The sequence below is a fragment of the Streptomyces roseoverticillatus genome (assembly GCF_000719265.1).
Taxonomy (GTDB): Bacteria; Actinomycetota; Actinomycetes; order Streptomycetales; family Streptomycetaceae; genus Streptomyces; species Streptomyces roseoverticillatus.
Window position 1 is genome coordinate 1 of sequence record NZ_JOFL01000020.1, and the last position, 23,342, is coordinate 23,342.

The window sequence follows — 23,342 nt, forward strand, 5'->3', positions numbered from 1 at the left end:
GGGCTCGAAGACAGCCCAGGTCGAGGACTGACGGATGGAATCCGACAGGAACGACACCAGACGACGCACATTGAGATAACGCCAGTCACGACTACTGGACCGCGTACGAGCACCCCACACCAGCAGACCCCGGCCGGGGAAGACCCGCAGGCAGTTGACGCCCCTGTCGTTCAGTTCGCCGTTCTGGTCGTCGCTCAGCAGGACGGGGAGGTCGAGCACGCCACGCAGGTTCTGGTTGGCCGGGGCCTTGAAGACGCCGCGCTCGGCATCCGTACGGGCCCACACACCGGCCAGATGGCCGGACGGCGGCACCGTGCGCGGAACACCGTCCACACCGGGCACCTTCACCCAGGGGTAGTACAGGGCCGTGAACGCGGCGTCGTCCGAGTCCGACGAGTCGCCGACGAACGCCTTGAGTGGCTCCACGAGCAGCTTGGGCGGCGCGTCGACCACCGCCAGACGGTTGCGCTGGGCGGTGCAGTGGGCGACGACCTTGCCGATGAGCGACTTTCCGTTCGGCAGATTCGGGTCCGGCGGCTCCTTGGTGTCGGTGGCCGCGACGGTCATGTCCCAGAGACTGGGCACGGCGACCATGGTCACTTCCGGCACCGTCTCCAGGCCGCCGAGTCCCGTGCGGGCCTCCGCGTCTCCGCCGAGGCCGGACTCCGCCACGGGCGCGTCCGGATTCAGGAAACCGACGACATAACAGGACGTGCCGCCATTGGCGAAGAACCCGTAGACCGCCTCCGCGAGGATGAAGCATCGCTGGAGTACCTGGATCCTCTTGAGGTCCCCGGCCGCCTGCGTTTCCTTCTTCAGGAGAGCCGCCAGCTCCTTCCCCAGCGCTGCAATGCTGTAGCGGTCGGCGAACTCCTGCCAGCCGCGGATCGGCTGGGGGATCTTGCGTTCGTCCGGTGTGAACGGAGGGGTCCCCGTCTCAGTGGGCGTGTCGGTCGGTGTGGTGGTGTATCCGAGGAAGGCCGGGGTGGAGGTGCCCACTCCGACGATCATGCGTACGCCGCTGGACTTCTCCGTGACGTAGACACCCGGAGGCTTCGTCGTCATCGCTGTCGATCCCCTCTCGGCTGTTTCGGATCCGGGCTATTCGACGGTGATGTCCTCGTAGGTGATCGTCACTTGTTCCGTCGCGTGCCCGGAGTTGGCCGCACCGAGCTGGGGGCCTTCCCAGCGGGATGCCCAGGCGTTGGAGAGGTGGATGCGGCGGACGGTCTGCTTCTGTGCGTCCTTCAGGGCGATGGTGATGTTCTGCCGGGCGCTGTCGAGGTCGGCGTTGACCAAGGTGGCCTTGATCCAGTCGGTGAACGCGGTGCTCTTGTCCATGCCCCGGGTGATCGTGATCTCACCGGTCTTGCGCGCACCCGGCTGTTTGCGCACGATCAACTCGCCTGTCGCGGACACCTGCCGGACTTCGACGACGTCCTGTTCCAGGGTCAGTCCGGACACGTCCTGGACCGTCTCGACCTGGAACTTGCCCAGTTCGATGGCGAAGGTGCTGCTGCTGAAGGTGTCACCGGTCAACACGTGCGTTGCCTCCTGGATTCCGGGCGTCAGCTGTCGGCGCCGGGCTGGCCGGCGATCTGGGTGATGGTGAAGTGGACGAACTCGGCGGGACGCACCGGCGCGACACCGATGTCGCAGATCACCTGACCGGCGTCGATCGTCGACGAGGTGTTGTTCGTACGGTCACAGATCACATAGAAAGCCTCGTCGGGCGTACGACCGAGCAGCGCACCCGCGCGGGATGCCGTCCACGCCGGGCACGTTGACCCAGGGGTAGTACAGCGCTGTGAACGCCGCGTCGTCTCCGTCCGGGCCCGCCAGTTTCTCGAGGAATTGCGGCACACCGGCTGGTGCGGTGCCGGGCGGTGGTTCGAGGAGGGCGAGCCGGTTGCGCATGGTCACGCAGTGGCCGACCACCTTGCCCATGATGGCGGCGGCGGTCTCCGGCGTCATGTCCTCGCGCCATACGTCCGGGACGGCGACCATGGTCACGTCCGGTACCGTCTTGAGTCCGGCCAGGCCGGTGCGTTGGTCGGCGTTGCCGTCGACTTCGCCTGCGAGGGGCTTGTCGGGGTCGAGCCGGAGGACGTAGCAGGATGTTCCTCCGTTGGCGAAGAAACCGTAGACCGCTTCGGGCAGCTGGATCTTTCCGGACTGCTCGAAGTATCCGGCGAGGACAGTCAGCTCGCCCTCACGCCGCTTGAGGCTCGCCAGTTCGTTCCCGGCCGCGATCCAGAGCCCGTACGGCCCGGCAAGCTCTTCTGCTTCCGTGACCTTCTCCGCCGCGGCTTCGGCCGCTTGCCTCTCCTCCCCGCTGACGGCATCGCCGGCCCAGTCGGCGGCCTGTACCCGGGCGAGGACGGTGATTTCTTCCTGGGTGAGGACGGGGGTATCACCCGTGGTGGCCTTCTCCTCGAGGTCCGCTTCCAGGCGCTCGAGCTCCGCAGTGCCCTCGGCGACGGCCCCGGACAGCCTGTCCAGCTCCCGCCCCAACTCCTCCGCCCCCATCGGGGAGCGGAAGTGGAACGTGTCCACGAACTCGGACCAGCTGTTGATCCGTACCGGCGGCGTGGGCGTCTGTGGGCCGCGCACGGTGTAGCCGAGGAATGCGGGGGTGGACGTCCCCACCCCGACGATGGTCCGAACTCCGCTTGAACGCTCCTTGATGAACACTCCGGGTGCCAACGGACCTGAAACCATGCCCGGTTTGCCCCTCTCATCGGGAATGCGACCCTTCAGCCAACCACTCCCGCGGGGTACGCGCATGCAAACGGAGGAAGCTACGACAGATGACGTAGCGGAATCACCCTCGCACCCCGCCGAGGAAGACCTCCGCTTCCGGCCGCCACCTGCCTCGATATCGTTCCCGGACCCGAGAGCCGACAGAAACTTATGCCTCGTCAGTACAGTCAGCATTTGATCAGTATCAGTACCGCCGGAGTCCGTCCGAGGCCGCTGGAGACCGCCAAGACCGATTGCTTGTCCACCACCGACGACCTGCGAAAACCGCAGTCATCGGCCCCGTTCTCGCAACTTCCGAGGAGACCCGCATGAAAATGTTGATCAACGTTCCCGAGTCCGTCGTCCCCGATGCCCTGCGCGGGATGGCCGCGGCGCATCCGGAGCTCAATGTCGATGTGGAGCACCGCGTCGTCGTGCGGCGGGACGCGCCGGTGGCCGGGAAGGTGGGGCTCGTGTCCGGGGGCGGGTCGGGGCACGAGCCGTTGCACGGGGGGTTCGTGGGGTACGGGATGCTCGACGCCGCGTGTCCCGGCGAGGTGTTCACCTCTCCCGTGCCGGATCAGATGGTGCGAGCCGCGGCCGCCGTGGACAGCGGCAAGGGCGTGCTGTTCGTCGTGAAGAACTACACGGGTGACGTCCTCAACTTCAACATGGCCGCGGAGCTCGCCGAGGACGAGGGCGTCCAGGTGGCCAGCGTGCTGGTCAACGACGACGTCGCGGTGACCGACAGCACCTTCACGGCGGGCCGGCGCGGCACCGGTGCCACGCTGTTCGTGGAGAAGATCGCGGGTGCGGCGGCCGAGGAGGGGGCGCCGCTGGAGCGGGTGGAGGCGCTCGCGCGCCGGGTGAACGAGGCGTCGCGGAGCTTCGGCGTGGCGCTCGCCGCGTGCACCACGCCCGCCAAGGGCAGCCCGACGTTCGACCTGCCCGCCGGGGAGCTGGAGCTGGGCGTGGGCATCCACGGGGAGCCGGGCCGGGAGCGGCGGGCGATGATGACGTCCGGCGAGATCGCGGACTTCGCCGTGGACGCGGTCCTGGCGGACCTGCGGCCGGGCGGGCCGGTGCTGCTGCTGGTCAACGGCGCGGGCGGGACGCCGTTGCTGGAGCTGTACGGGTTCACGGCCGAGGTGCACCGGGTGCTGCGCGAGCGGGGCGTGCCGGTCGCGCGGACGCTCGTGGGCAATTACGTGACCTCCCTCGACATGGCGGGCGCCTCGGTGACCCTGTGCGGGGCGGACGAGGAGATCCTGCGGCTGTGGGACGCTCCGGTGCAGACGCCGGGCCTGCGCTGGGGCCGTTGACCGCCTCGGGCCAGCCCCCTTACGGGCGGCTCACCGTCCCCAGCCACAGCGTGTCGCGCGCCCGGGTCATGGCGACGAAGAGCTGACTGCGGTGGAGTTCGCGGCGCTCGCGGGCGACGCCGTCGTCGGTGCCGTCGCCCTGTCCGGCCGCGGCCGGGGCGTCGTGGTCGGGCAGGTGTACGTGCTTGAACTCCAGCCCCTTGGCCCGGTGGTAGCTGCCGAGCTTCACGCCGGGCACCGGGCGGCCGTCGTACTGCTCCAGGGTGATCGCGGGTATGCCGGCACGGGTGAGCAGTCTCCGGTAGCGTTCCCGCTCCGTGCCGGTGCGGCAAAGCACCGCCGTGTCGGGCCACGCGCCGGGGCCCAGGGCGTGCAGGGCGGCGAGGAGGGCCGCGTCGTGCTCGGCGAGGGTCGCCGCGGCGACCTTGGTGACGCGGCCGTCGCCGCAGGTGAGGTCGACGTCGCGGCGCCCTGCCGTGGGGGTGCCGTCGATGTCGTCGAAGGAGTCCTGGGCGACCACGGCGAGGGCGGCCTCCAGGACGGCCTTGGCGTTGCGGTAGTTCGTGCGCAGCACCTGCCCGCGGTCGCCGCGCACGTCGACGCCCGCGTCGGAGAGCCGGAAGCCGCCCGGGTAGACGGTCTGCTGGCCGTCCCCGACGAGCAGCAGGCCGTTGTCCGCGTCGCCGACGAGGGCGTGCAGCAGGCGGACGCCGACGAGGGTGAGGTCCTGCACCTCGTCGACGACGACCGAGGTGTACGGGCTGCTGCCGGGGTGGGCGAGGGCCTCGTCGAGCGCGAGGGCGAGGATGTCGTTGAAGTCGTGCACGCCCTTCGCGGCGAGGTTGCGCTCATACTCCTCGTACAGCGCCCACACCGCTTGCCGGTGCGGGCGGCGCAGGTGGGTGCGGCGGCGCACGCGGCGCAGCGTCGCGTACTCCTCGAAGTCCGTGATGCCCCGGCCCTTGACGACGTAGTCGATCTCCTCGCGCCAGTAGCCGGGGGCCGGGTCGAGGGCGGCGAGCACCGTGTCGCGGCCGTGGTGGGTCCAGGCCCGGCTGAAGGCGTCCTCCGCTTTGCCGCCGTCGAGCCGGCTCGCGATGCCCCGGCCGCGGAGGAACTGCCCGGCCCACGCGTGCAGGCTGCTGAACTCGACCCGGTCGGCGACGGCCGGGGCCATGGTCTTCAGGAACGTGCCCTGCACGCGGGGCAGGTTGTTGGCGAAGGTGACGTAGAGGATCCGCCCCGAGGTGCGCTGGGCGAGGTGGGCGGCGCGGTGCAGGGCCACGACCGTCTTGCCGGTGCCCGCGGGGCCGCTGACGCGGGCCGGGCCGGACCAGTTGCGGCGGACGAGGGCGAGCTGGCCGGGGTGGAGGAACGTCATCCACTGCTCGATCGGGGCGCTGCGGGCGGCTTCCAGGGCCGCGTTCCGGATGCCCTCGGCGTCGAAGAGCGCGTCGTCGGGCGCGGCCGGGGCCGGGGGCTGTGCGGGTGCGGGCCGGGCGGGCGCGGCGGTGCTCTCGTAGGCGGGGAAGGCGCGTTCCAGGTGGTCGGCGACGGCCCGCACGTCGGCCGGGCGGAGGCGGGTCCGCTCGGCGACGAGGGCCGGGGTCACCTCGCGCTCCCCCAGCAGCCGTACGGTGCCGAGCGCGGCGTTCACGGACCGGCCGGCGAAGACCATCAGCGGCTGGACGGCCACGGGTGACAGGTTCAGGGCGGTGACGGCGTTCTCGGCGGTGCGCGTCATCCGGAGCAGTTTGCCGATCTCGCCGTCGTGGGTGCGCCCGCCGGCCGTGAGGTGACCGCCGGCCGTCCCGGGGGCGTGCCGCCAGTTCTTGACGTCGATGACGAAGACGCCGCCGGGGCCGACGAGCAGCATGTCGACGTTGGCCGCGCGGGTGCCGGGCCAGCGGCGGTCGAGGAGCAGCCGCCAGCCGCGCCGGGTGAGCACCTGGAGCTTTGCGGCGACCTGGCGTTCGCCTTCGCTCGCGGCTTCCCAGTTGCGGACTTCCCACTGGGCCGCCCTGAGCTGTTCGCGCAGTTCACGCTCGTACTGCCGGGCCTCCTGCGCCCGCTTCCACGCCGATCCCCCCGCGCCCATGCGCGCCCCCCTCCGCCACCCCCGGACGTAGAGTGATGATCATATAACTCAAAGGGATGGCGAGGGGTCGGGACGGCCCGTCTCCCCCGTCTTTCTTCCTCAACCCTCACCCTTTACTTGACGTTGACAGCCGCCCACGCGGCCGCGACCGCCGCGTACTGGCCGCTGCCGGCCCCGTACAGGTCCCCCGCCGCGCGCAGGGTCGCTGCGCGCGCCGCCGCGTAGTTCGTGCGCGCGGTCATGTGGACCGTCAGGGCGCGGTACCAGATCTTCTCGGCGGCGGACAGGCCGATGCCCTTGACGGGCGTGCCGTCGTAGGTGGGGCTGTCGTAGCGGACGCCGTTGATGTCCTTGGCGCCGCTGCCCTCGGCGAGCAGGTAGAAGAAGTGGTTTGCGGGGCCGCTGGAGTAGTGGACGTCGACGTTGCCGATGCCCGGGTACCAGTAGTCCTTGGAGGCGCCGTCCTTGGAGGGCTTGTCCATCCAGCCGCGGGCGGTGGTGCCGTTGATGTCGGTCCGCTCGCCGGTGAGATAGTCGCCGGGGTCGAGCGGGTTGCGGGCGGAGAACTCGGCGGCCGCGGCGAAGATCGTGCTGGTCGCCTCGTTGAGGCCGCCCGCCTCGCCGCTGTACTCCAGGCCCGCGGTGGCCGAGGTGACGCCGTGGGTCATCTCGTGCGCGCCGGTCTCGATGGTGACGACCGGCCGCCCGCCGCCCGCTCCGTCGCCGTACGTCATGCAGCCGCTGACGGCGTCCCAGAAGGCGTTGGCGTAGTGGTTGCCGTAGTGGACGCGGCTGCAGGACCCGCGGCCGTCGCCGTAGATGCCCTTGCGGCCGTGGGTGTTCAGGTAGTAGTCCCGGACGACGGCGGCGATGTAGTGGGCCGCGACGCCGTCGGTCTGTCTGCCGCCGTCGCACCAGTCGTTGTCGGCGTCGGTGAAGAGGCTGCCGTTGCCGGTGGTCGAGCCGTTCGCGTCGTACGTCCGGTGATGGCCGCGCTCGGCGTCGTCGAGCTCGTACCGGCCGGTGGTGGTGTTGTGCGTGGTGTCGAGGGTGACCTCGCCGACGGTGCTGCCGCCGCAGCCCTTGCCGGTGGCGGGCTCGCCGGCGGGGCGGGCGTGCGCGGGGCCGGCCTGCAGCCCGGCGAGGACGAGGACGGCGGCGGACACGGCGAGGGCGAACGGCTTCCGGGGTGTGCGAGGCATGGCGGCGGCACCTTCTTCGGCTGCGGCGGCGGGCAGTCCTTGCCGTACGGACGCGGAACCGTGGGGCAGGAACGAGGGTGCCACCGGAATGGCCCGCTTGTCAGGATCCCGACAACCTGCCCGTCAGGTCCCGTCAGGTCCCGTCAGGTCCCGTCCGGCGCGTGCCGCAGGTACGCCAGCACGGCGCTCACCCGCCGGTGCAGTTGCGGTATCTCGGCGAGCCCGAGCTTGGCGAAGGTGGAGTTGACGTGCTTCTCGATGGTCGACTCGGACAGCCGCAGCGACTCCGCGATCGCGCGGTTGGTCTTGCCCTCCGCCATGTGCCGCAGGACGTCGAGCTCCCTGCGGGTGAGCCGGGACAGCGGGGCGTCGGCGGCGCGGGCGTGGCTGCCCATCAGCACCTCCACGATGCGCGGGTCGACGACGGAGCGGCCGGCGGCCACCTCGCGCAGGGCGCGCAGCAGTTCGTCGACCTCGCCGATGCGCTCCTTGAGGAGGTAGGCGAGGCCGTCGGTGCCGCGCCGGAAGAGGTCGAAGGCGTAGTTCTCGTTGGCGTGCTGCGAGAGCACGACGACGCCGATGCCGGGGTGGCCGGCGCGGATGGCGTGGGCGGCCGCGATGCCCTCGGTGTGGTGGCCGGGCGGCATGCGGATGTCGGCGATGACGACGTCGGGGCGGAGCCGGCCGACGGCGTCGAGGAGCTCGCCGGCCGTCCCGACCGCCGCGACGACGTCGGCCTGGCCGGTGTCCTCCAGCAGCCGGCGGGTGCCCTCGCGGACCAGGTAGTGGTCCTCGGCGATGACGACGCGCAGGGGGTCAGGCACGGGTCTCCTCCCTCACTCGCTCCAGGAGCCGGGCGCGGATGACGGTGCCGGTGCCGGGGCCGCTGACGATGGCGAGCTCGCCGCCCACCGCCTCGATGCGGTCGCGCATGCCGGTGAGGCCGGAGCCGCGGGTGGTCTCGGTGGGGAATCCGGCGCCGTCGTCGCGGACCTCCACCAGGAGCCGGCCGCCGCCGCGGGCCATGCGGATGGTGACGTGCGTGGCCGCGGCGTGCTTGAGCACGTTGGTGAGGGCCTCGGAGACCAGGTAGAAGGCGGACTCTTCGACGTCGAGGGCGAACCGCACCCCGCCGAGGGTCTCCTCGCTGTGGACGGTGACGGGGATGGGCATGCGGCGGGCGCAGGAGGTCACGGCGGCCACGAGGCCCTGGTCGGTGAGGATCGGCGGGTGGATGCCGTGGGCGAGCTCGCGCAGCTCGTCGATGACGCGGTAGGCGTCGTCCTGCATCTCGGTCAGGGCGGCGTCGATGTCGCCGCCGCGGCGCAGGCAGCTGCGGGCGAGGGCCAGTTTGGCGACGAGGGCGACGAGCTCCTGCTGGATGCCGTCGTGGAGGCGGCGTTCGATGCGGCGGCGCTCGGTGTCCTGGGCGTGGACGATGCGGGCGCGGGAGGCGTCGAGCTCGGCCGCCTGGCGCTGGACCTCCTCGACGCGGGCGCAGAGCTCGGCGGCGAGACGGACATTGTGCACGGCGAGGGCGGCCGAGCGGGCCAGGGTCTCGCCGATGTCGTGGTCCTCGGGGGTGCAGCGGCCCTCGGCCTTCGGGCCGTACTCGATGATGCCCAGCACGTCCTCGCCGTAGAGGAGGGGGAATTCCCCGAGGGGCGGGCCGGGCCGCCCGCCGGCGCCGGGGGGCCGTGCCCCGGCCTCCCCCAGGGAGACGGGCAGGCCGTCGCCGCCGAGCCGGACGCGTACCCACTGCAGGTTCAGGCCCTCGTGCAGGCCGGTCGCGAGCCGGGGCGCGAGCCGGTCGAGGTCGTAGGCGTGCTCCAGGGTGGTGCCGAACTGGACGAGGAGCTCGAACCGGCTGAGGCGCTTGCCGAAGACGCGGCGCTCGGCGAGGGCGTTGAGCCGGGCGCGCAGTGGCTGGAAGAGGGCCGTGGCGACGACGGCGACGAGCAGGGACAGGCCCACCGGGAGGTACTGCCCGGCGGTGAGCCCGAGCGTCAGCGCCATCCCGAGGTACCAGCTGTTGATGATGAGCCACAGGGAGCCGTAGACGGCCGAGCGGCGGATGACGAGGTCGACGCCGAGGAGCCGGTGACGGAAGGCGGCGTAGACGATGGCCAGGGAGATCACCACGTAGGGCAGGGCACCCAGGACGGCGCCGGCGAAGTAGAGCACGCCCTGCTCGCCCTGCCAGGTGCGGAAGAGCCGGGAGGCGGCCCGGGCCAGGAGGAGGAGCGCGCCGGGGACGGCGAAGGGCAGGAGGGCGGCGATGTCGCGGCGGCCGGCCGCGGGGGCGCGCAGGCAGCGCAGCACGAGGAGGACGGCGCCGAGACCGGGCAGCCACGCCTCGGGGTAGTAGAAGACAACGTAGTGGACGGTGAGCTGGGTCATCCCGGTCAGCGGCAGCAGGGCGGGCAGGGCCAGCAGGCCCCAGAGGGCGCCGAGGACGCGGCGCTCCCACGGGAAGGCGTACCTGCCGTCGGGCAGCAGGGCGAGCAGCCGGACGACCAGGATGCCGACCGTCAGGTCGCAGATCTGGCTGAGGACCTGGAGGCCGTACTCCGCGGGCAGCTGCAGGGCGTGGGGCGTGGGGCGGAGGTTCCAGTCGAAGGCCCGGATCAGCAAAGTGGTGCTGTAGCGGATCGCAATGGACACCGAGAGCCAGGTGCCGATCAGCAGAAGTCGTTTTGCGACCGGACTTGTCGGCGCGTGCCACCATGTGAACAAACCCGCGAAATAGCACGGGAGAACGGAACCCAGGATCCACGGCAGCGTATACCTGTTCTGCAACTGGGTGGTGCCGATGAGTGTCGCCCAGAGCATGCACACTCCGCCGCACACCGCGACGATGTGCATCCCCCGGTTTCTGGCCGCTGCCATAGGGGACATTGTCCCGGGCCGCCGCCGGAGACGTCCAGAGAGGAAATCCACCGTCGTGCATGGCGGAGAACCTCCATGCGGATTGGGGGGCGGCCGGGTGCCCCGGAAAGCCGCCGGGCAGCAGACTCGTGACATCGCATCAGGGAATTCGAACGGGCCCGTCCGGGAATCGGCGGGTTCCTCCGCGGGATCTCCGAGAACGGGACGGTGGCTGCCATGAGTCCTTCCTCCGGTCCAGAAGTGATCGTCTGGGACACCACCTACGCCTGTCCCCTGCGCTGCTCGCACTGCTACTCGGAGTCGGGGCGGCGCCCGTCCCGGCAGCTCGGCCCGCCGGACCTGCTCCGCGTGGCCGACGCCCTGATCTCCCTGGGACCGCGGGTCGTCGCCCTGTCCGGCGGCGAACCGCTCGTCGTCCGGGGACTCTTCGAGGTCGCGGCGCGGCTCCGTGACGCCGGCGTGAGGACGTCCGTCAACACCAGCGGCTGGGTGATGAACCGGCCCCTCGCCGAACGGCTCGCGGGCCACTTCGACGAGGTGATCGTCAGCCTCGACGGCGCGACGCCCGAGGTGCACGACCGCATCCGGGGCCGGGCCGGCTCCTTCCGCCGGGTGATGGCCGCGCTGGCCCTGCTGGACGAGGTGGCCGGGGAGCGCGCGGCCGCCGGCCGGGGGCGGCTGCGCTTCGGCATCGACTGCGTGGTGATCCGCAGTAATTTCGGGCAGCTGGAGGACTTCGCCGCCGGCATCGCGCACCGCTTTCCTCATCTGAACACCCTCGCCTTCAATTCCGCCGTTCCCGAAGGGCTCGCCAGCCGCCCGGAATTCTGCCGCCGCGAACTCCTCGGCGACGCCCAGGTGGAGCAACTGACCAGCGACGGGCTGCGGGCCCGGCTGCGCGAGCTCGCTCCCCCGTCCGTCTCCGTCTTCACCACGGACAACTTCAACCTCGTCATGCACCCCGAGCGGGTGGCGCGCCGCGCCGACACCCTGGTGATGCAGGTGGAGCCGGACGGCAGGGTGCGCGGGATCCCCGTCTACGAGGGAACGGTCGGCAGCCTGCTGGAGGAGCCCGCGGCGCTGCTGTGGGAGCGCACCCTGGAACGGCTCCGCGACCCGTTCGTCGTGGAGACCCTGTCCTCGGTGCGCTCCATGCGGACCTGGGCGGAGGCGGTCCGGCGCATGGACCTCCGCTTCGCCTCCCCGGAAGACCTGCTGAGGATCGGCCGGCGCTCGGTCCGTACGAATCCCCCGGAATTCGCCGAAGCGACCGATTCCGTGGCCGGCTGAATTCCGGGCCGCATTCCGCAGACCCCGGAGAGACCTAAGACTTCCGAAGCCCCGACATCCCGAAGTCCCGAAGCCTCGAAGTCCCGAAAGGAGGGGCCCGTCTTGATGACGCTCAAGGACTACGACCGTTTCTACCGGGCCGACCCGGACTTCTTCGAATTCCCCGAGCGGCTCGCCGACACGGCCGGAAGGCTTTCCGCGGCCCTCGGCGAACCGCCGGCGGGCTGGGACCGTACGGACCGCGGCTGGTGGGTCGCGCTGCGGCCGCGAACGGTGCGCGTGCCCGCGCAGGGCTGGCGGATCCACGTCTCCGTGGCACTCCCGTACGTGGCACGCGCCGCGGAGATCGTCCGGGGCTTCTGCGTCCCGCGGGGCGTCCCCTTCGACGTCGTCCGCAGCCTCGACGCGGCCCGTGCGCTGGCCGGCGAGCACGCCGACCGGCTCACGTGCGGCGACCTGATGACGCTCCACCCCGCCGGCGAGACGCAGCTCGCGCAGACGCTCAACGAACTCGGCGCGCTGCTGGACGGGCTCCCGGGCCCGTACGTCCCGGGCGGTCTGCGCCACCGGGCCGGGCCGCTGTACGTGCGGTACGGCTCCTCCGGCGCGCTGCGGTGTCCCGAGCGGCCCGCCGCGTACGGGGCCGGGGACGAGCCGCGCCTGGTGCCCGCGCTGGAGCGCCCCGACGGCACGCTCGTCCCCGAGAACCGCCGCCCGGTCTTCCGCTGCCCGGACTGGGTCGCCCTGCCGGAGTTCCTGCGCCCGGACCTGGAGGCGCTGCACGCCGTTCCGGACGAGCCGCTCCCCTGCCGCGTGCGGCGGGCGCTGAAGGCCACCACCGGCGGCGGCACCTACCTGGCCGAGGACCGCGCCACCGGCACCCGCGTCGTCCTGCGCGAGGCCCGCCCCCACACCGGCCTCGACCAACGCGGCGACGACGCCGTCACCCGCCTGGACCGGGAGCGCGCGGTCCTCGGCCGGCTGGCCGGGCTGGACTGCGTGCCGCGCGTCCTCGGCCACCACGTGCGGGCCGGGCACCACTTCCTCGTCCTGGAGCACTTCGAGGGCCGCAGCCTGGCCGAAGCCGCGGCCGCCGCCTTCCCGCTGACCTCCGAGGCGCGGGCGGCCGAGGAGGCCGCCTCGTACGCGGACCGGTCCCTGGCCGTCGTGGCCCGGATCGCCGGCGCGCTCCGCGAACTCCACGCCCGGGGCGTGCGCCTCGGCGAGCTCAACCCGGACGACGTGCTCCTGCGCCCCGACGGGCGCGTCGCCCTGACCGCTCTTGCGACGGCCACGGACCTGGAGGACGACCGGGCCCCGGCCCTGGGCGAGGAGGGCTTCACGGCACCGCCCGGCCTCCGGGGCGCGGACGCCACCGCGTACCTGCTCGACGCCCTGCGCCTGTGGCTGCTCCTGCCCGTCCCGCACCGCAGCCCGGCGACCCTGCGCGTCCTCACCGCGACCGCCGAGGAGCTGTACCCGCTGCCCGCGGGCTTCGGCGGCAGGCGGCTCGCGGGCCTGCTGCCCAAGCCCGCGGCGTACGGGGCGGCCCGGGAGGAGGACCACGCCGCGATGCTCGCCGCGGAGGACCTCGACTGGCCCGCCGTCCGGGACTCCCTGGTCGCCGGCATCCACGCCATGGCCACCCCGGAGCGCGAGGACCGGCTCTTCCCCGCCACGCCGGCCGGCCCGGACTCCCTCGGCGGCCACGCGTTCGGCCACGGCGCGGCCGGGGTCCTCTACGCCCTGCACCGCGTGGGGGCCGGCGTGCCGGACGCCTACGTCGCGTGGCTGGTGGCAGCCGCGGCACGCGACACCGATGCGCGGCCGGGCCTGTACGACGGGCTGCACGGCGTCGCGCTGGTCCTCGACCTGCTCGGCCGCCGGGACGAGGCCCTCGCCGTCCTCGCCCGCTGCCGCCCCGCCGAGGCCCGCGTGATCCGCCCGGACCTCGCCGGCGGCAAGGCGGGCATCGCCCTGAACCTGCTGCGGTTCGCGCGGATCACCGGGGACGCCGCGCTCCACGAGGACGCGCTGCGCACCGCCGGCGAACTCGCCGCGCTCGTCACGACCGGGCCGCTCACCGCCCGGCCCGGCGTGCCCCCGCCCTGCGGGCTGCTGCACGGGGCCGCCGGCATCGCCCTGCTCTTCCTGCACCTGTACGAGGAGACGGGCGAGGCCCGCTGGCTCGATCTCGCCGACCGCGCGGTGGGGCACGACATCGACCGGTGCACCGTCGGGAAGGACGGCGCCCTCACCCTGTTCGACGGCACGCACCACCTGCCGTACCTGCACGGCGGGAGCAGCGGGCTCGCGTTCCCGCTGCAAGGCCTGCTGCGGCACCGGCCCGGGGGCGCCGGGGCGGCGACGCTCGCCGCCGTCCGGGACACGTGCCGGGCACTGTACGTGCGCAACGCCGGGCTGCTGCGGGGGCGGGCGGGTGCGATCGCCACGCTGGCCGCACTGGACGGTCACGGGGGCCGGCCCGGTGCGGCCGTCCGCACCCAGGTCCGCCGCCTGGCCTGGTACGCGCACTCCTACCGCGGGCACCTCGCGTTCCCGGGCTTCCGGATGCTGCGCCTGTCGGCGGACCTGGCCACCGGGTCGGCGGGCGTGCTCCTGGCCCTGGGCTCCGCGTTCGAGGGGGACGCCGCGGCGGGGCGGGGTCCCGTCCTGCCGTACCTCGACCCGCGGCCGTTGCCCCGACGAGCCGAAGAGCGGAGGTGATTTCAGATGGCGGAGATCCTGGACCTGCAGGAGCTGGAGGAGGAGAGCCCTGCCCTGTGGCCCTGCGCCAACAGCTCGCACAGCACGCTCGGCATGGCCTGACGGGCCGTGCGGACGCCCGGCCGTGGCCGGAAACCCCGCCGGGAGGAGGTGAAGAACATGTCGGAGATCCTGGAGCTGCAGGAGCTGGAGGAGGAGACCCCTTCCGTGTGGCCCTGCGCCAACAGCTACGAGAGCGCCCGCGGCGCCGCCTGACGCACCGCTGACAGCAGCGCTCGCCCGTAAGGACTGCCGGCCGCGGGCTGCCCGCGGCCGGCAGGCGGGAGAAGGCACCGGCACACCACACGAACCAGGGCCCACCGGGAGGAGAAGGTCGCATGCTCGCTCAGGGTCATCTCGCCGCGGATCCCTGCTTCGCGGACACGCTCGACCGCATCGACGACGCCGGGGAGCGCTTCGCGCGTGCGGACGGGCCGCCGCCCCCGGGGTGGCTGCGGTCCGAGCGCGGCGGCTGGGTCGGCTTCCACCGCCCGGACGCCGTCCTGCCGCGGCAGGGCTGGAAGATCCACGCCTCCGCGACGCCCGCCCGCGCGGAGCACGTGATCGACACCGTCTGGGACCACTGCACCGAACGCGGCATCTGCTTCAAGTTCCTGCGCAGCCCCGCCGTCCACAAGCAGGTCGACAGCAAGCAGGGGCCGCGCTCCGCCGGCGGGAAGCTGGTCACCGTCTATCCCGCGGACGAGCGGGAGCTGGAGCGGACCCTGACGGATCTGTCGGCGCTGCTGCGCGGCGTGGAGGGCCCGTACATCCTGAGCGACCTGCGCTGGGACGACGGCCCGCTGTACGTGCGGCACGGCGGCTTCAGCCTGGCGTACTGCTTCTCGCCCGAGGGCGAGTACGTGCCGGCGGTCGAGGGGCCCGGCGGCGGGCTCGTGCCCGATGTGCGGGGCACCTCCTTCCGGGTGCCGCCGTGGGTGGAGGTGCCCGCCTTCATCGCCGCCCGCATCCGGGCGGCCAAGGCCGGCACGCCCGGCGGCTTCCCCTACCGGGTGGAGAAGGCCCTGCACTTCTCCAACGGCGGCGGGGTGTACCGCGCCACGGACAAGAGCTCCGGGCGGCGCGTCGTGCTCCGCGAGGCCCGGCCGCACGCCGGCCTGGACGACAGCGGCGCGGACGCCGTCGCCCGCCTGGACCGCGAGCACGCGGTGCTGCAGCGGCTGGCCGGCCTCGGCTGCGTGCCCCGGGTGTACGCGCGGACGCGCCACTGGGAGCACCACTTCCTCGTCGAGGAGCTGGTCGAGGGCGAGCCCCTGCAGGAGGCGGTCGGGCGGCGCCACCCGCTCTTCCGGCACGGGCCGGGCGAGGACGAGGTCGCCGCCTACGCGCGCTGGGCCTGCGAGATCCTCGGGCGGATCGAGAAGGCCGTGGCCGAACTGCACCTGCGGGGCGTCGTCTTCGGGGACCTGCAGCCGGGCAACGTCATCGTGCGCCCCGACGGCAGCGTCTGCCTGGTCGACTTCGAGACGGCGTTCCCCGAGGGCGACGGGGAGTCCCGGCCCGCCCTGGGGACGCCGGGCTTCACCGCCGCGTGGGCCCGGTCGGGTACCGCGGTCGACACGTACGCCCTCGCCGCCGTGGCCCTCGCGCTGTTCTGCCCGCTGACGCCGCTCCTGCGCTTCGACCGGGAGAAGCACGTCCAGCTGGCCGGGTGGGCGGAGCGGCGGTTCCCCCTCCCGCCCGGCTACGCCGCGCGCCTGCGCGCCGGACTCGCGCCGCCCGCGGGCGGATCCGCCGCGGACGACCCGCCGGACGGCTCCCGCTGGCCGGAGGAGTGCACGGCCGACGGACGGGCCGCGCTGGACTCCCTCTGCGAGGGGATCCTGCTCAGCGCGACGCCGGAGCGGCCGGACCGGCTGTTCCCGGGGGACGTGCGGCAATTCGACGGGCAGGGCGCGTCCCTGGCGTTCGGCGCGGCCGGCGTGCTGCACGCCCTGTACGTCACCGGGCGCGCGGGCTACGAGGAGTTCGGCGACCACGTCGAGTGGCTGGTGCGGGCCGCCGGGCGGACGCCCTGGCCGCGCCCCGGGCTGTACGACGGGCTCGCCGGCATCGCGTACGTCCTGGACGAACTGGGCCGGCCCGAAGAGGCGCGCGAGGCGCTCGCCCGCCTCGACGGCATCGACCTGCGGGGCTGCGGCGCCGGGCTGTTCGGCGGGCTGGCCGGAATCGGCCTGGCCCGGCTGCACTTCGGGGACGCAGCCACAGCCGAGCGGCTCGCCGGCCGGCTGGCGGACGCGCTCGCCGGTACGGAGCGGCTCGCCGGCAAGGCGGACGCCGTCGGGCTCACGCACGGCTGGTCGGGGCCCGCGCTGCTCTTCACGCGGCTGTACGCGGCGACGGGCGAGGCCTCCTGGCTGCGGCACGCGGAGACCGCGCTGGCCAGGGACCTCGGCCGGTGCGGAGCGCCCGGGGAGGGGCGGCTCCACGTCAAGGACGGGCAGCGGTGGCTGTCGACGCTCGACCGCGGCAGCGCCGGGATCGCCCTCGCCCTCGACGCGTACGTGCGGCACCGCGAGGACGCCCACTTCGCGCTGCTGCGCGACCGGATGCGCGACAGCCTCGGCACCGAACTCCTGCTCTCCCCCGGACTCCTGGACGGACAGGCGGGGCTGCTGTACGGCCTCGCCCACCTGGCCGGCCCAGGTCCCGCACCGGCTGCACACCTGCGGGGCCTGGGCCTCCACTGCGTACGGTTCAAGGGCCGGCGGGCCTTCGCGACGGACGGGCTGCTGCGGCTCTCCATGGACCTCGCGACCGGCGGTGCGGGGGTGCTGCTGGCGGTGCACACCGCGCTCCGCGGCGGCCCGGCCGGGATGCCGCACGCGCCGCTGCCCTTCCTGTCACCGTCCTCGCCGCCGGCTTCGCCGTGAGCGCTGCCGTGAAGCACGGGTCCCGCAGGCGCGCGGCCCCGCCCGGCAGCCTCCGCCGGAACCGGGACTTCCAGCTCCTGTGCGCCGGCCAGGGCCTCTCCCTGCTGGGCTCGGGCGCCTCGGCCGTCGCGCTCCCCCTGCTCGTCCTGCAGATCACGCACTCGCCGCTGCGCGTAGGGCTGGTGGAGGCGGTCTGGACGGGGGCGCTGGCGCTCGCGTGCCTTCCGGCGGGCCCGGTCGCCGACCGCTTCGACCGCCGCAGGGTCCTGCTGGTGTGCGAGACCGGCAGGGCGGCGGCGAGCGCGGCCCTGGCCGCCGCGGTCCTCGCCGGCTTCGCGGCGCTGCCGGTGCTCCTGGCCGCGGGCGTCGTGCTGGGCTTCCTCGCGGCGCCGTTCAACGCGGCGGTGCTGCCGGCGGTCCGGGAGGTCGTGCCGGAGAGCAGGCTGGCCACCGCGCTGGCCGTCAACCAGGTGCGGGGCCAGCTCGCGTTCCTGCTCGGGCCGGTCGTCGGGGGCGTGCTGTTCGAGGCGTCGCCGAGCTGGCCGTTCTGGCTGGACAGCGCGTCCTACGCGGTCTCCGCCGCGTGCGTCCGAGCGCTCCGTACCCGGACGCGCACGCACCTGCCGGACGGGGCGGGAGGCGAGGGCTGGTGGCGGTCGTTCACCACGGGGATCGCCTTCCTGTGGGGCGAGCGCGTGCTGCGCAGGCTGACGTTGATCGCCTCGGCGCAGAACTTCGTCTTCGACGGGGTGTACCTGGCGATCGTGGTGACCGCCGCGCGCGAGGGGGCGTCGGGCGGCTCGGTCGGGATGCTCACCGCGATGTCGGCGGTGGGGGCGATGGCCGGGGTGGTCCTCGCGCCGCGCGCGGGCAGGCTGCTCTCCCCGTCCGGGGTGCTGCTCGTGACCGGCGTGCTGTGCGCGCTGCTCGTCGGTGCGATGGCGCTGACGGCGAGCGCGCTGGTGCTGGCCGTCCTGCTGGCGGGGTGCGCGCTGGCCGTGGCCGTCGCCGGTTCCGTGCTGACGGTCGCGCGGCTGCTGCGCACGCCGGCCCGGCTGCAGGGCAGGACGAACAGCGCGATCGGGCTGCTGTTCATGGCCACTCCCCCGCTGGGCTCGTCGCTGACCGGGCTGTTCCTGGACGAACTGCCGGGCTGGATCCTCTTCTTGTGCTTCGGGTCGGCCCTCGCGCTGCTGGCCGCCGCGTCGCCCCGGGAGGCCGCGTTCGCCTCCGCCGACGCTCTGGACCGTTCGAACGGTGTAGGACACACTCGGGCCCATGCGATGGACTGACATCCAGCAGATAGCGGCGCAACTCGCCGCGAAGCACCCGCACCGCAAGCCGCTCTCCGTCGAGTTCCCGGAGGTCCGGGACCTGGTGATCGGGCTGGAGGGCTTCAGCGACGACCCGGCCCGCTACAACGTACGCATCCTGGAGTCCATACAACTCGCCTGGAGCGACAGATGCGACGGAGGCGACACGAGCAACGGGAGCGGCAGAAAGGGCTGACCCTTCCCGGAGCGGGTGCCTCCGGCCTACCTCCGGCACCGGAGGCACCGACAGCTCCGAACCGGACATCGTCGGAAAACTCCGCGCCAGATTCTTGTTGCGCACCTGTCAACTTTTGGCGGGAGCTGGCACCATCCTCTCGATTCACTCCTGCATCAACGGGCAGTCCGCCCTGGGATGTCCGATCCCTCGCCGGGCCGCGGCCCGGCGTCCCTGCTAGGAGACAGAGTTGAGACGCTTCACCACCCCCCGCAGCCACACCGTACGCACCACCGCCCTCCTCGCCTCCGCCGCCCTGTGCGCCGTCGCCGTGCAGACCGGCGTGGCCGGTGCCCAGGCCGAGCGCGGCCCGGACGCCACGGCGGTCCAGCTCAGCCCCGACCAGCGGGCCTCCGAGATACGCGCCGCTCAGGACCAGGCGGGCGCCACTGCCGGGCGCATCGGCCTCGGCGCCAAGGAGAAGCTGGTCGTCCGTGACGTGATCAAGGACGCGGACGGCACCGTCCACACCCGCTACGAACGCACCTACGACGGCCTCCCGGTCCTCGGCGGCGACCTCGTCGTCCACCGGGACCAGGCCGGCCGCACCACCGTCACCAAGGCCACCGAGGCGACCGTCGCCGTCGCCTCGACCGACGCGCGGCAGCCCGCGGCGGCCGCGGCGAAGACCGCGCTGTCGGCCGCCTCCTCGGCGCACACCGCGCAGCCCTCCGCCGGCACCCCGCGCAAGGTCGTCTGGGCCGCCTCCGGCACACCCGTCCTCGCCTACGAGACCGTGGTCGAGGGCTTCCAGCCCGACGGCACGCCGAGCGAGCTGCACGTCGTCACCGACGCCGCCACCGGCGCCGAGCTCTACCGCTACGAGGCGATCGAGACGGGCACCGGCACCAGCCAGTACAGCGGCACCGTGCCGCTCACCACGACCAAGAGCGGCAGCAGCTACCAGCTCAACGACGGCGCGCGCGGCGGCCACAAGACGTACGACCTCAACCAGGGCACGTCCGGCACGGGCACGCTCTTCACCAACGCGACCGACAAGTGGGGCGGCGGCCGCCAGACCGCCGGCGTCGACGCGCACTACGGCGCGGCCGTCACCTGGGACTTCTACAAGAACTTCCTCGGCCGCAACGGCATCCGCAACGACGGCAAGGGCGCCTACTCCCGCGCCCACTACGGCAACAGCTACGTCAACGCGTTCTGGAACGACTCGTGCTTCTGCATGACCTACGGCGACGGGCAGGGCAACCGCAAGCCGCTCACGGCCATCGACGTCGCGGGCCACGAGATGAGCCACGGCGTCACCGCCGCGACCGCGAAGCTGGTCTACAGCGGCGAGTCGGGCGGCCTCAACGAGGCCACGTCGGACATCTTCGGCACCGCGGTGGAGTTCTACGCCAATAACTCCTCCGACGTCGGCGACTACCTCATCGGCGAGAAGATCGACATCTTCGGCACCGGCAAGCCGCTGCGCTACATGGACAAGCCGTCGAAGGACGGCAACTCCGCCGACAACTGGTCCAGCGGCGTGGGCGGCAAGGACGTCCACTACTCCTCGGGCGTCGCCAACCACTTCTTCTACCTGCTGTCCGAGGGCAGCGGCAAGAAGACGATCAACGGCGTGCAGTACGACAGCCCGACGGCCGACGGCTCCAAGGTCACCGGAATCGGCCGGGACAAGGCCGTCAAGATCTGGTACAAGGCCCTCTCCACGTACATGACGTCCAACACCAACTACAAGGCCGCGCGCACCGCGACGCTGTCGGCCGCGGGCGCCCTGTACGGCACCACGAGCACCGAGTACAAGGCGGTCGGAGCGGCCTGGAGCGCCGTGAACGTCAAGTAGACCGGCATCCCCGGATGCCCTCCCGGGCCCGCCCCCACCTCCACAGGGGGCGGGCCCCCCGGCGTCCCCGGACCGCCCCCGCGCACCGTCCGGATCCCGCCATACACCGGCCCTCACATGTGCCGAGAGAAAATGCCAAAACTCTCCCCCCACAGCTCTGTCTTCGATTACCTTCCGTCGCAGCGGACACGCCGCTGGTAATCGGGCACGGGGGGCTGGAGAGGATCGTGTGACCGGTATCGACGGGTGCCTGGCCGAGGCCATGACCATCCCGGGGGCGCGGGGCGCGAGCCTCGTGGACTGGACGAGCGGGCTCGCGCTGGGCGAGGCGGGCGAGGGCCCCGGGCGCGACCACGAGAGCGCGGCCGCCGACACCGCGGAGCTGGCCCGGCTCGCCTTCGAGAACAGCGCGTTCACCGGGGCCACGGCGCGGACCGGCCCCGTCGAGGACCTGATCGTCACCGCGCGCGGCAGCTACCACCTCGTCCGTTTCGTGGAGACGGACTTCGACAGCAGCGTCTTCCTCTATCTGTGGCTGGACCGCGCCGAGGCGAATCTGGCCGTCGCCCTGTTCCGGCTCAAGGGCCTCACGGAGAGGCTGGTCCTGGCATGACGGCCCCCGGCCCGGCCGGCCCGATATCCCCCGCCGCGTCCCCCGCCGCCCCGGCGGAGACGGCCGGACGCACTCTGGACCGGCTCGCCTCCGAGCGGGCCACCGGCGCCCTGCACGGCTGCGCCGGCGCGCTCTACCTCGCCGACGGCGCCGTGGTGCACGCCGAGAGCCCCGCCGTGCCCGACCTGGGCCGGCGGCTGACCGCCCGGGGGCGGCTGTCGCCGCAGGCGTGGGAGGAGGCGGTCGCCGAGGGCGGGCCCGGCTACCGGGCGGGCAGCCTCCTCGTCGAGCGCGGCCGGCTGAGCCGCGGCGAGCTGGAACTGTGCCACCTGAGCGCCCTGTTCGACGCGGCCTACTTCGTCCTCTCCCCACTCGACCCGGCCCAGCGCGCCCCCGACCGCTTCCTCGGCGAGGCCCGGCACTGGCTGGGCCCCATCCGCCCCGTCCCCGTACCGCTGCTGCGGCGGGAGGTCGTCCGCAGGCGGCGGCTGCTGGAGCGGGCCTGGCCGCGGCCGGAGGTGGACGCCGCGCCCGTGGTGCGCACCTGCGGCGGTGAGCGGGCCGGCCCGGCCGGGGCGGGCGGGCGGCGGGCGGTGCTGGCGGCCGCCGACGGCGTCCGCACCCCCGTGCAGATCGCGCGGGCCCTCGGGCGTTCGGCCTTCGCGACCCTCTTCGACGTGCGGCGGCTGGCCGCCGCCGGCCTCGTCCGCACGCCCTGTGCGGACGCCCCGGCCGCTCCCGGGCCGCCGCCTCCCGCGGCTTTGGAGCTCTCCCTGCTCTACCGGATCCGCGACGCCCTGGAGGCCCTGTGACGGTGAGGCGCGCTTTCAGACCGTTCGCCGGAAGGAGACAGCCGATGACCGCCGCACCCGAGGTGCTCGCCGAGCTCCAGGGGTTACGGGCCCGGGTTCCGCACCTGACCGGGGCGATGGTGGCCAGCACGGACGGGCTGGTGATCGCGCACCTGGTCGCCGGCATGGAGCCGGACGGCGTGGCCGCGCTGACCGCGGCGGCGCTCGGGGTCGGCGCGCGGCTGACGGACGCCGTGGGCCACGGCGGCTTCCGCGAACTGCTCGTCAGCGGCGAGCACGGCTACGTCGCGACGTACGCGGCCGGGCCCTCGTGCGTGCTCACGCTCCTGGCCACGGCCGACGCCAACGTCGGCCGGCTGAACCTGGAGGCCCGCCGGGCCGGGGCGCGGATCGCCCCGCTGACCGGCGGGCCCGCCGACCGCCGGGAACGGGCCCCCGTCCCGCCCCCGCCTCCGCCCTCCCGGGCGCCCCTGCCCTCACGTCCCGGTCACCGACCCGGCAACAACAACGACAACGGAGCCTCTTCATGACGAACACCGAAACCGCCCTCAAGGACGCGATGGGCTCGATCGAGGGTGCCCTCGGCGTGGCGCTCGTCGACTACGGCAGCGGCATGGCGCTGGGCACGCTCGGCGGGTCCCAGACGCTCGACCTCAACGTGGCCGCGGCGGGCAACACGGACGTGGTCCGGGCGAAGCTGCGGACGATGGAGATGCTGAACATCCAGGACGCCATCGAGGACATCCTCATCACCCTGGGCGGGCAGTACCACCTGATCCGGCTGCTGACCGGCCGCGGCGGCAGCGGCCTCTTCCTCTACCTGGTGCTGGACTCGCGGCGCGCCAACCTTGCGATGGCGCGCCACCAGCTGAAGCGGATAGAGACGGAACTGGAGGTCTGACCTCCGGCTAACGGTGGTTGCCGCTCCCGTTGTGGTCCAGCAGGGAGATGCGCTCCGCGAGGTGCGACAGCGGGTTGTTGCCGTTGCCGGTGACCGATCCTCTGGTGCACTGCTGCTGTTCCTGCGACGTGAGCACCGGAAGGTCCTGGACGCCGACGTTGATGAGCAGCAGGAGCGACTGCACGCCGAGCTTGCCGACGCCGATGCACAGGTCGTTGAGCGTGTCCTGGACCGCGGTCATCTGCGGGCTCATGCGGCCGCCGGTGAGCGTCGCGCCGGAGTTGGTCACCGCACCGTTGGCGTTGGCCACGCCGCGGCCGTCGCCGGCGGCCGCGGCGGGACCGGCGATCACGCCGGCGGCGGAGGCCGTCAAGGCCGTTGCGGCCATCACCTTCTTGAGCACTCCAGTACCTTTCCATGGGTCCGCGGTTCCCTGGGGAACGCGCAGTGACTAACTCCCC

At 73.1% G+C, this 23,342-nt stretch carries 19 protein-coding genes and 1 pseudogene; 11 read left to right on the forward strand and 9 right to left on the reverse strand.

What is annotated here, in order from left to right; translation table 11 throughout:
* The 4 genes and pseudogenes from IF61_RS33505 to IF61_RS0123800 form a co-directional block, all read right to left on the reverse strand.
* Nucleotides 1–1,065, reverse strand: a 1,065-nt coding sequence (locus IF61_RS33505) for a phage tail sheath family protein (protein WP_211264926.1), incomplete at its 3' end; no start/stop codon positions are given.
* Between the two features lie 36 nt (nucleotides 1,066–1,101).
* Nucleotides 1,102–1,542, reverse strand: coding sequence for a phage tail protein (locus IF61_RS0123790; RefSeq protein WP_030368551.1), 441 nt, complete (start codon nucleotides 1,540–1,542; stop codon nucleotides 1,102–1,104).
* A 26-nt stretch (nucleotides 1,543–1,568) separates the two neighbouring features.
* Nucleotides 1,569–1,760: pseudogene (locus IF61_RS35975) on the reverse strand (phage tail sheath family protein); the annotation flags it as partial.
* Nucleotides 1,705–2,649 (reverse strand): hypothetical protein, encoded by a 945-nt coding sequence (locus tag IF61_RS0123800; protein WP_030368552.1) that lies wholly within the window; start codon nucleotides 2,647–2,649, stop codon nucleotides 1,705–1,707. The pseudogene IF61_RS35975 and the gene IF61_RS0123800, both read right to left, overlap by 56 nt.
* A 422-nt stretch (nucleotides 2,650–3,071) precedes the next feature.
* On the opposite strand from IF61_RS0123800, the gene dhaK reads away from it, so the two are divergent.
* Nucleotides 3,072–4,064 (forward strand): dihydroxyacetone kinase subunit DhaK, encoded by a 993-nt coding sequence (gene dhaK / locus IF61_RS0123805; RefSeq protein ID WP_030368553.1) that lies wholly within the window; start codon nucleotides 3,072–3,074, stop codon nucleotides 4,062–4,064.
* Nucleotides 4,065–4,083: 19 nt separating this feature from the next.
* Here the strand turns inward: dhaK and IF61_RS0123810 are convergent, their stop codons facing one another.
* The 4 genes from IF61_RS0123810 to IF61_RS0123825 all read right to left on the reverse strand — a co-directional run bounded on the left by IF61_RS0123810 (nucleotide 4,084) and on the right by IF61_RS0123825 (nucleotide 10,028).
* A complete protein-coding gene (locus tag IF61_RS0123810; protein ID WP_030368554.1) occupies nucleotides 4,084–6,162 on the reverse strand; it encodes a nuclease-related domain-containing DEAD/DEAH box helicase in 2,079 nt (692 codons plus the stop codon).
* Nucleotides 6,163–6,275: 113 nt separating this feature from the next.
* Nucleotides 6,276–7,364, reverse strand: coding sequence for a M4 family metallopeptidase (locus IF61_RS0123815; RefSeq protein ID WP_052392962.1), 1,089 nt, complete (start codon nucleotides 7,362–7,364; stop codon nucleotides 6,276–6,278).
* A gap of 143 nt (nucleotides 7,365–7,507) precedes the next feature.
* A complete protein-coding gene (locus IF61_RS0123820; protein WP_245684589.1) occupies nucleotides 7,508–8,188 on the reverse strand; it encodes a response regulator in 681 nt (226 codons plus the stop codon).
* A complete protein-coding gene (locus IF61_RS0123825) occupies nucleotides 8,181–10,028 on the reverse strand; it encodes a sensor histidine kinase (protein WP_030368557.1) in 1,848 nt (615 codons plus the stop codon). The genes IF61_RS0123820 and IF61_RS0123825 overlap by 8 nt, the downstream gene beginning before the upstream one ends.
* 441 nt (nucleotides 10,029–10,469) lie before the next feature.
* On the opposite strand from IF61_RS0123825, the gene IF61_RS0123830 reads away from it, so the two are divergent.
* The 10 genes from IF61_RS0123830 to IF61_RS0123885 all read left to right on the forward strand — a co-directional run bounded on the left by IF61_RS0123830 (nucleotide 10,470) and on the right by IF61_RS0123885 (nucleotide 22,881).
* A complete protein-coding gene (locus IF61_RS0123830; protein ID WP_078660435.1) occupies nucleotides 10,470–11,543 on the forward strand; it encodes a radical SAM protein in 1,074 nt (357 codons plus the stop codon).
* 105 nt (nucleotides 11,544–11,648) lie between these two features.
* Nucleotides 11,649–14,270, forward strand: a complete 2,622-nt coding sequence (gene lanKC, locus IF61_RS0123835) for a class III lanthionine synthetase LanKC (RefSeq protein WP_052392964.1) — start codon at nucleotides 11,649–11,651, stop codon at nucleotides 14,268–14,270.
* Between the two features lie 377 nt (nucleotides 14,271–14,647).
* Entirely contained in the window at nucleotides 14,648–17,203 is a 2,556-nt protein-coding gene (gene lanKC, locus IF61_RS0123850; protein ID WP_052392965.1) for a class III lanthionine synthetase LanKC, read from the forward strand.
* A gap of 8 nt (nucleotides 17,204–17,211) precedes the next feature.
* Nucleotides 17,212–18,495 (forward strand): MFS transporter, encoded by a 1,284-nt coding sequence (locus tag IF61_RS35980; protein ID WP_030368561.1) that lies wholly within the window; start codon nucleotides 17,212–17,214, stop codon nucleotides 18,493–18,495.
* Nucleotides 18,482–18,712 (forward strand): Fe-S cluster assembly protein IscX, encoded by a 231-nt coding sequence (gene iscX, locus IF61_RS0123860; protein ID WP_052392966.1) that lies wholly within the window; start codon nucleotides 18,482–18,484, stop codon nucleotides 18,710–18,712. Before IF61_RS35980 ends, iscX begins: the two co-directional genes overlap by 14 nt.
* Nucleotides 18,713–18,941: 229 nt before the next feature.
* A complete protein-coding gene (locus IF61_RS0123865) occupies nucleotides 18,942–20,555 on the forward strand; it encodes a M4 family metallopeptidase (RefSeq protein WP_030368563.1) in 1,614 nt (537 codons plus the stop codon).
* Between the two features lie 229 nt (nucleotides 20,556–20,784).
* Nucleotides 20,785–21,168: a hypothetical protein gene (locus tag IF61_RS0123870; RefSeq protein WP_030368564.1), complete on the forward strand. Its 384-nt coding sequence runs from the start codon at nucleotides 20,785–20,787 to the stop codon at nucleotides 21,166–21,168.
* Nucleotides 21,165–21,980, forward strand: a complete 816-nt coding sequence (locus tag IF61_RS0123875; RefSeq protein WP_245684590.1) for a transcriptional regulator — start codon at nucleotides 21,165–21,167, stop codon at nucleotides 21,978–21,980. Before IF61_RS0123870 ends, IF61_RS0123875 begins: the two co-directional genes overlap by 4 nt.
* A gap of 44 nt (nucleotides 21,981–22,024) precedes the next feature.
* Entirely contained in the window at nucleotides 22,025–22,510 is a 486-nt protein-coding gene (locus IF61_RS32595; protein ID WP_052392967.1) for a roadblock/LC7 domain-containing protein, read from the forward strand.
* Nucleotides 22,507–22,881: a hypothetical protein gene (locus IF61_RS0123885; RefSeq protein WP_030368567.1), complete on the forward strand. Its 375-nt coding sequence runs from the start codon at nucleotides 22,507–22,509 to the stop codon at nucleotides 22,879–22,881. Before IF61_RS32595 ends, IF61_RS0123885 begins: the two co-directional genes overlap by 4 nt.
* A 7-nt stretch (nucleotides 22,882–22,888) precedes the next feature.
* Here IF61_RS0123885 and IF61_RS0123890 read toward each other — a convergent pair whose 3' ends face one another.
* Complete coding sequence (locus tag IF61_RS0123890; protein ID WP_030368568.1) at nucleotides 22,889–23,284, reverse strand: rodlin; 396 nt, start codon at nucleotides 23,282–23,284, stop codon at nucleotides 22,889–22,891.
* Nucleotides 23,285–23,342: the final 58 nt, after the last annotated feature.

Bases quoted from the DNA above. Each gene is read 5' to 3' on its own strand.
- lanKC (WP_052392964.1), top strand. From the start codon at position 11,649: ATGACGCTCAAGGACTACGACCGTTTCTACCGGGCCGACCCGGACTTC.
- IF61_RS0123830 (WP_078660435.1), top strand. From the start codon at position 10,470: ATGAGTCCTTCCTCCGGTCCAGAAGTGATCGTCTGGGACACCACCTAC.
- lanKC (WP_052392965.1), top strand. From the start codon at position 14,648: ATGCTCGCTCAGGGTCATCTCGCCGCGGATCCCTGCTTCGCGGACACG.
- IF61_RS0123875 (WP_245684590.1), top strand. From the start codon at position 21,165: ATGACGGCCCCCGGCCCGGCCGGCCCGATATCCCCCGCCGCGTCCCCC.
- IF61_RS0123815 (WP_052392962.1), bottom strand. From the start codon at position 7,364: ATGCCTCGCACACCCCGGAAGCCGTTCGCCCTCGCCGTGTCCGCCGCC.
- IF61_RS0123810 (WP_030368554.1), bottom strand. From the start codon at position 6,162: ATGGGCGCGGGGGGATCGGCGTGGAAGCGGGCGCAGGAGGCCCGGCAG.
- IF61_RS32595 (WP_052392967.1), top strand. From the start codon at position 22,025: ATGACCGCCGCACCCGAGGTGCTCGCCGAGCTCCAGGGGTTACGGGCC.
- dhaK (WP_030368553.1), top strand. From the start codon at position 3,072: ATGAAAATGTTGATCAACGTTCCCGAGTCCGTCGTCCCCGATGCCCTG.
- IF61_RS0123885 (WP_030368567.1), top strand. From the start codon at position 22,507: ATGACGAACACCGAAACCGCCCTCAAGGACGCGATGGGCTCGATCGAG.
- iscX (WP_052392966.1), top strand. From the start codon at position 18,482: ATGCGATGGACTGACATCCAGCAGATAGCGGCGCAACTCGCCGCGAAG.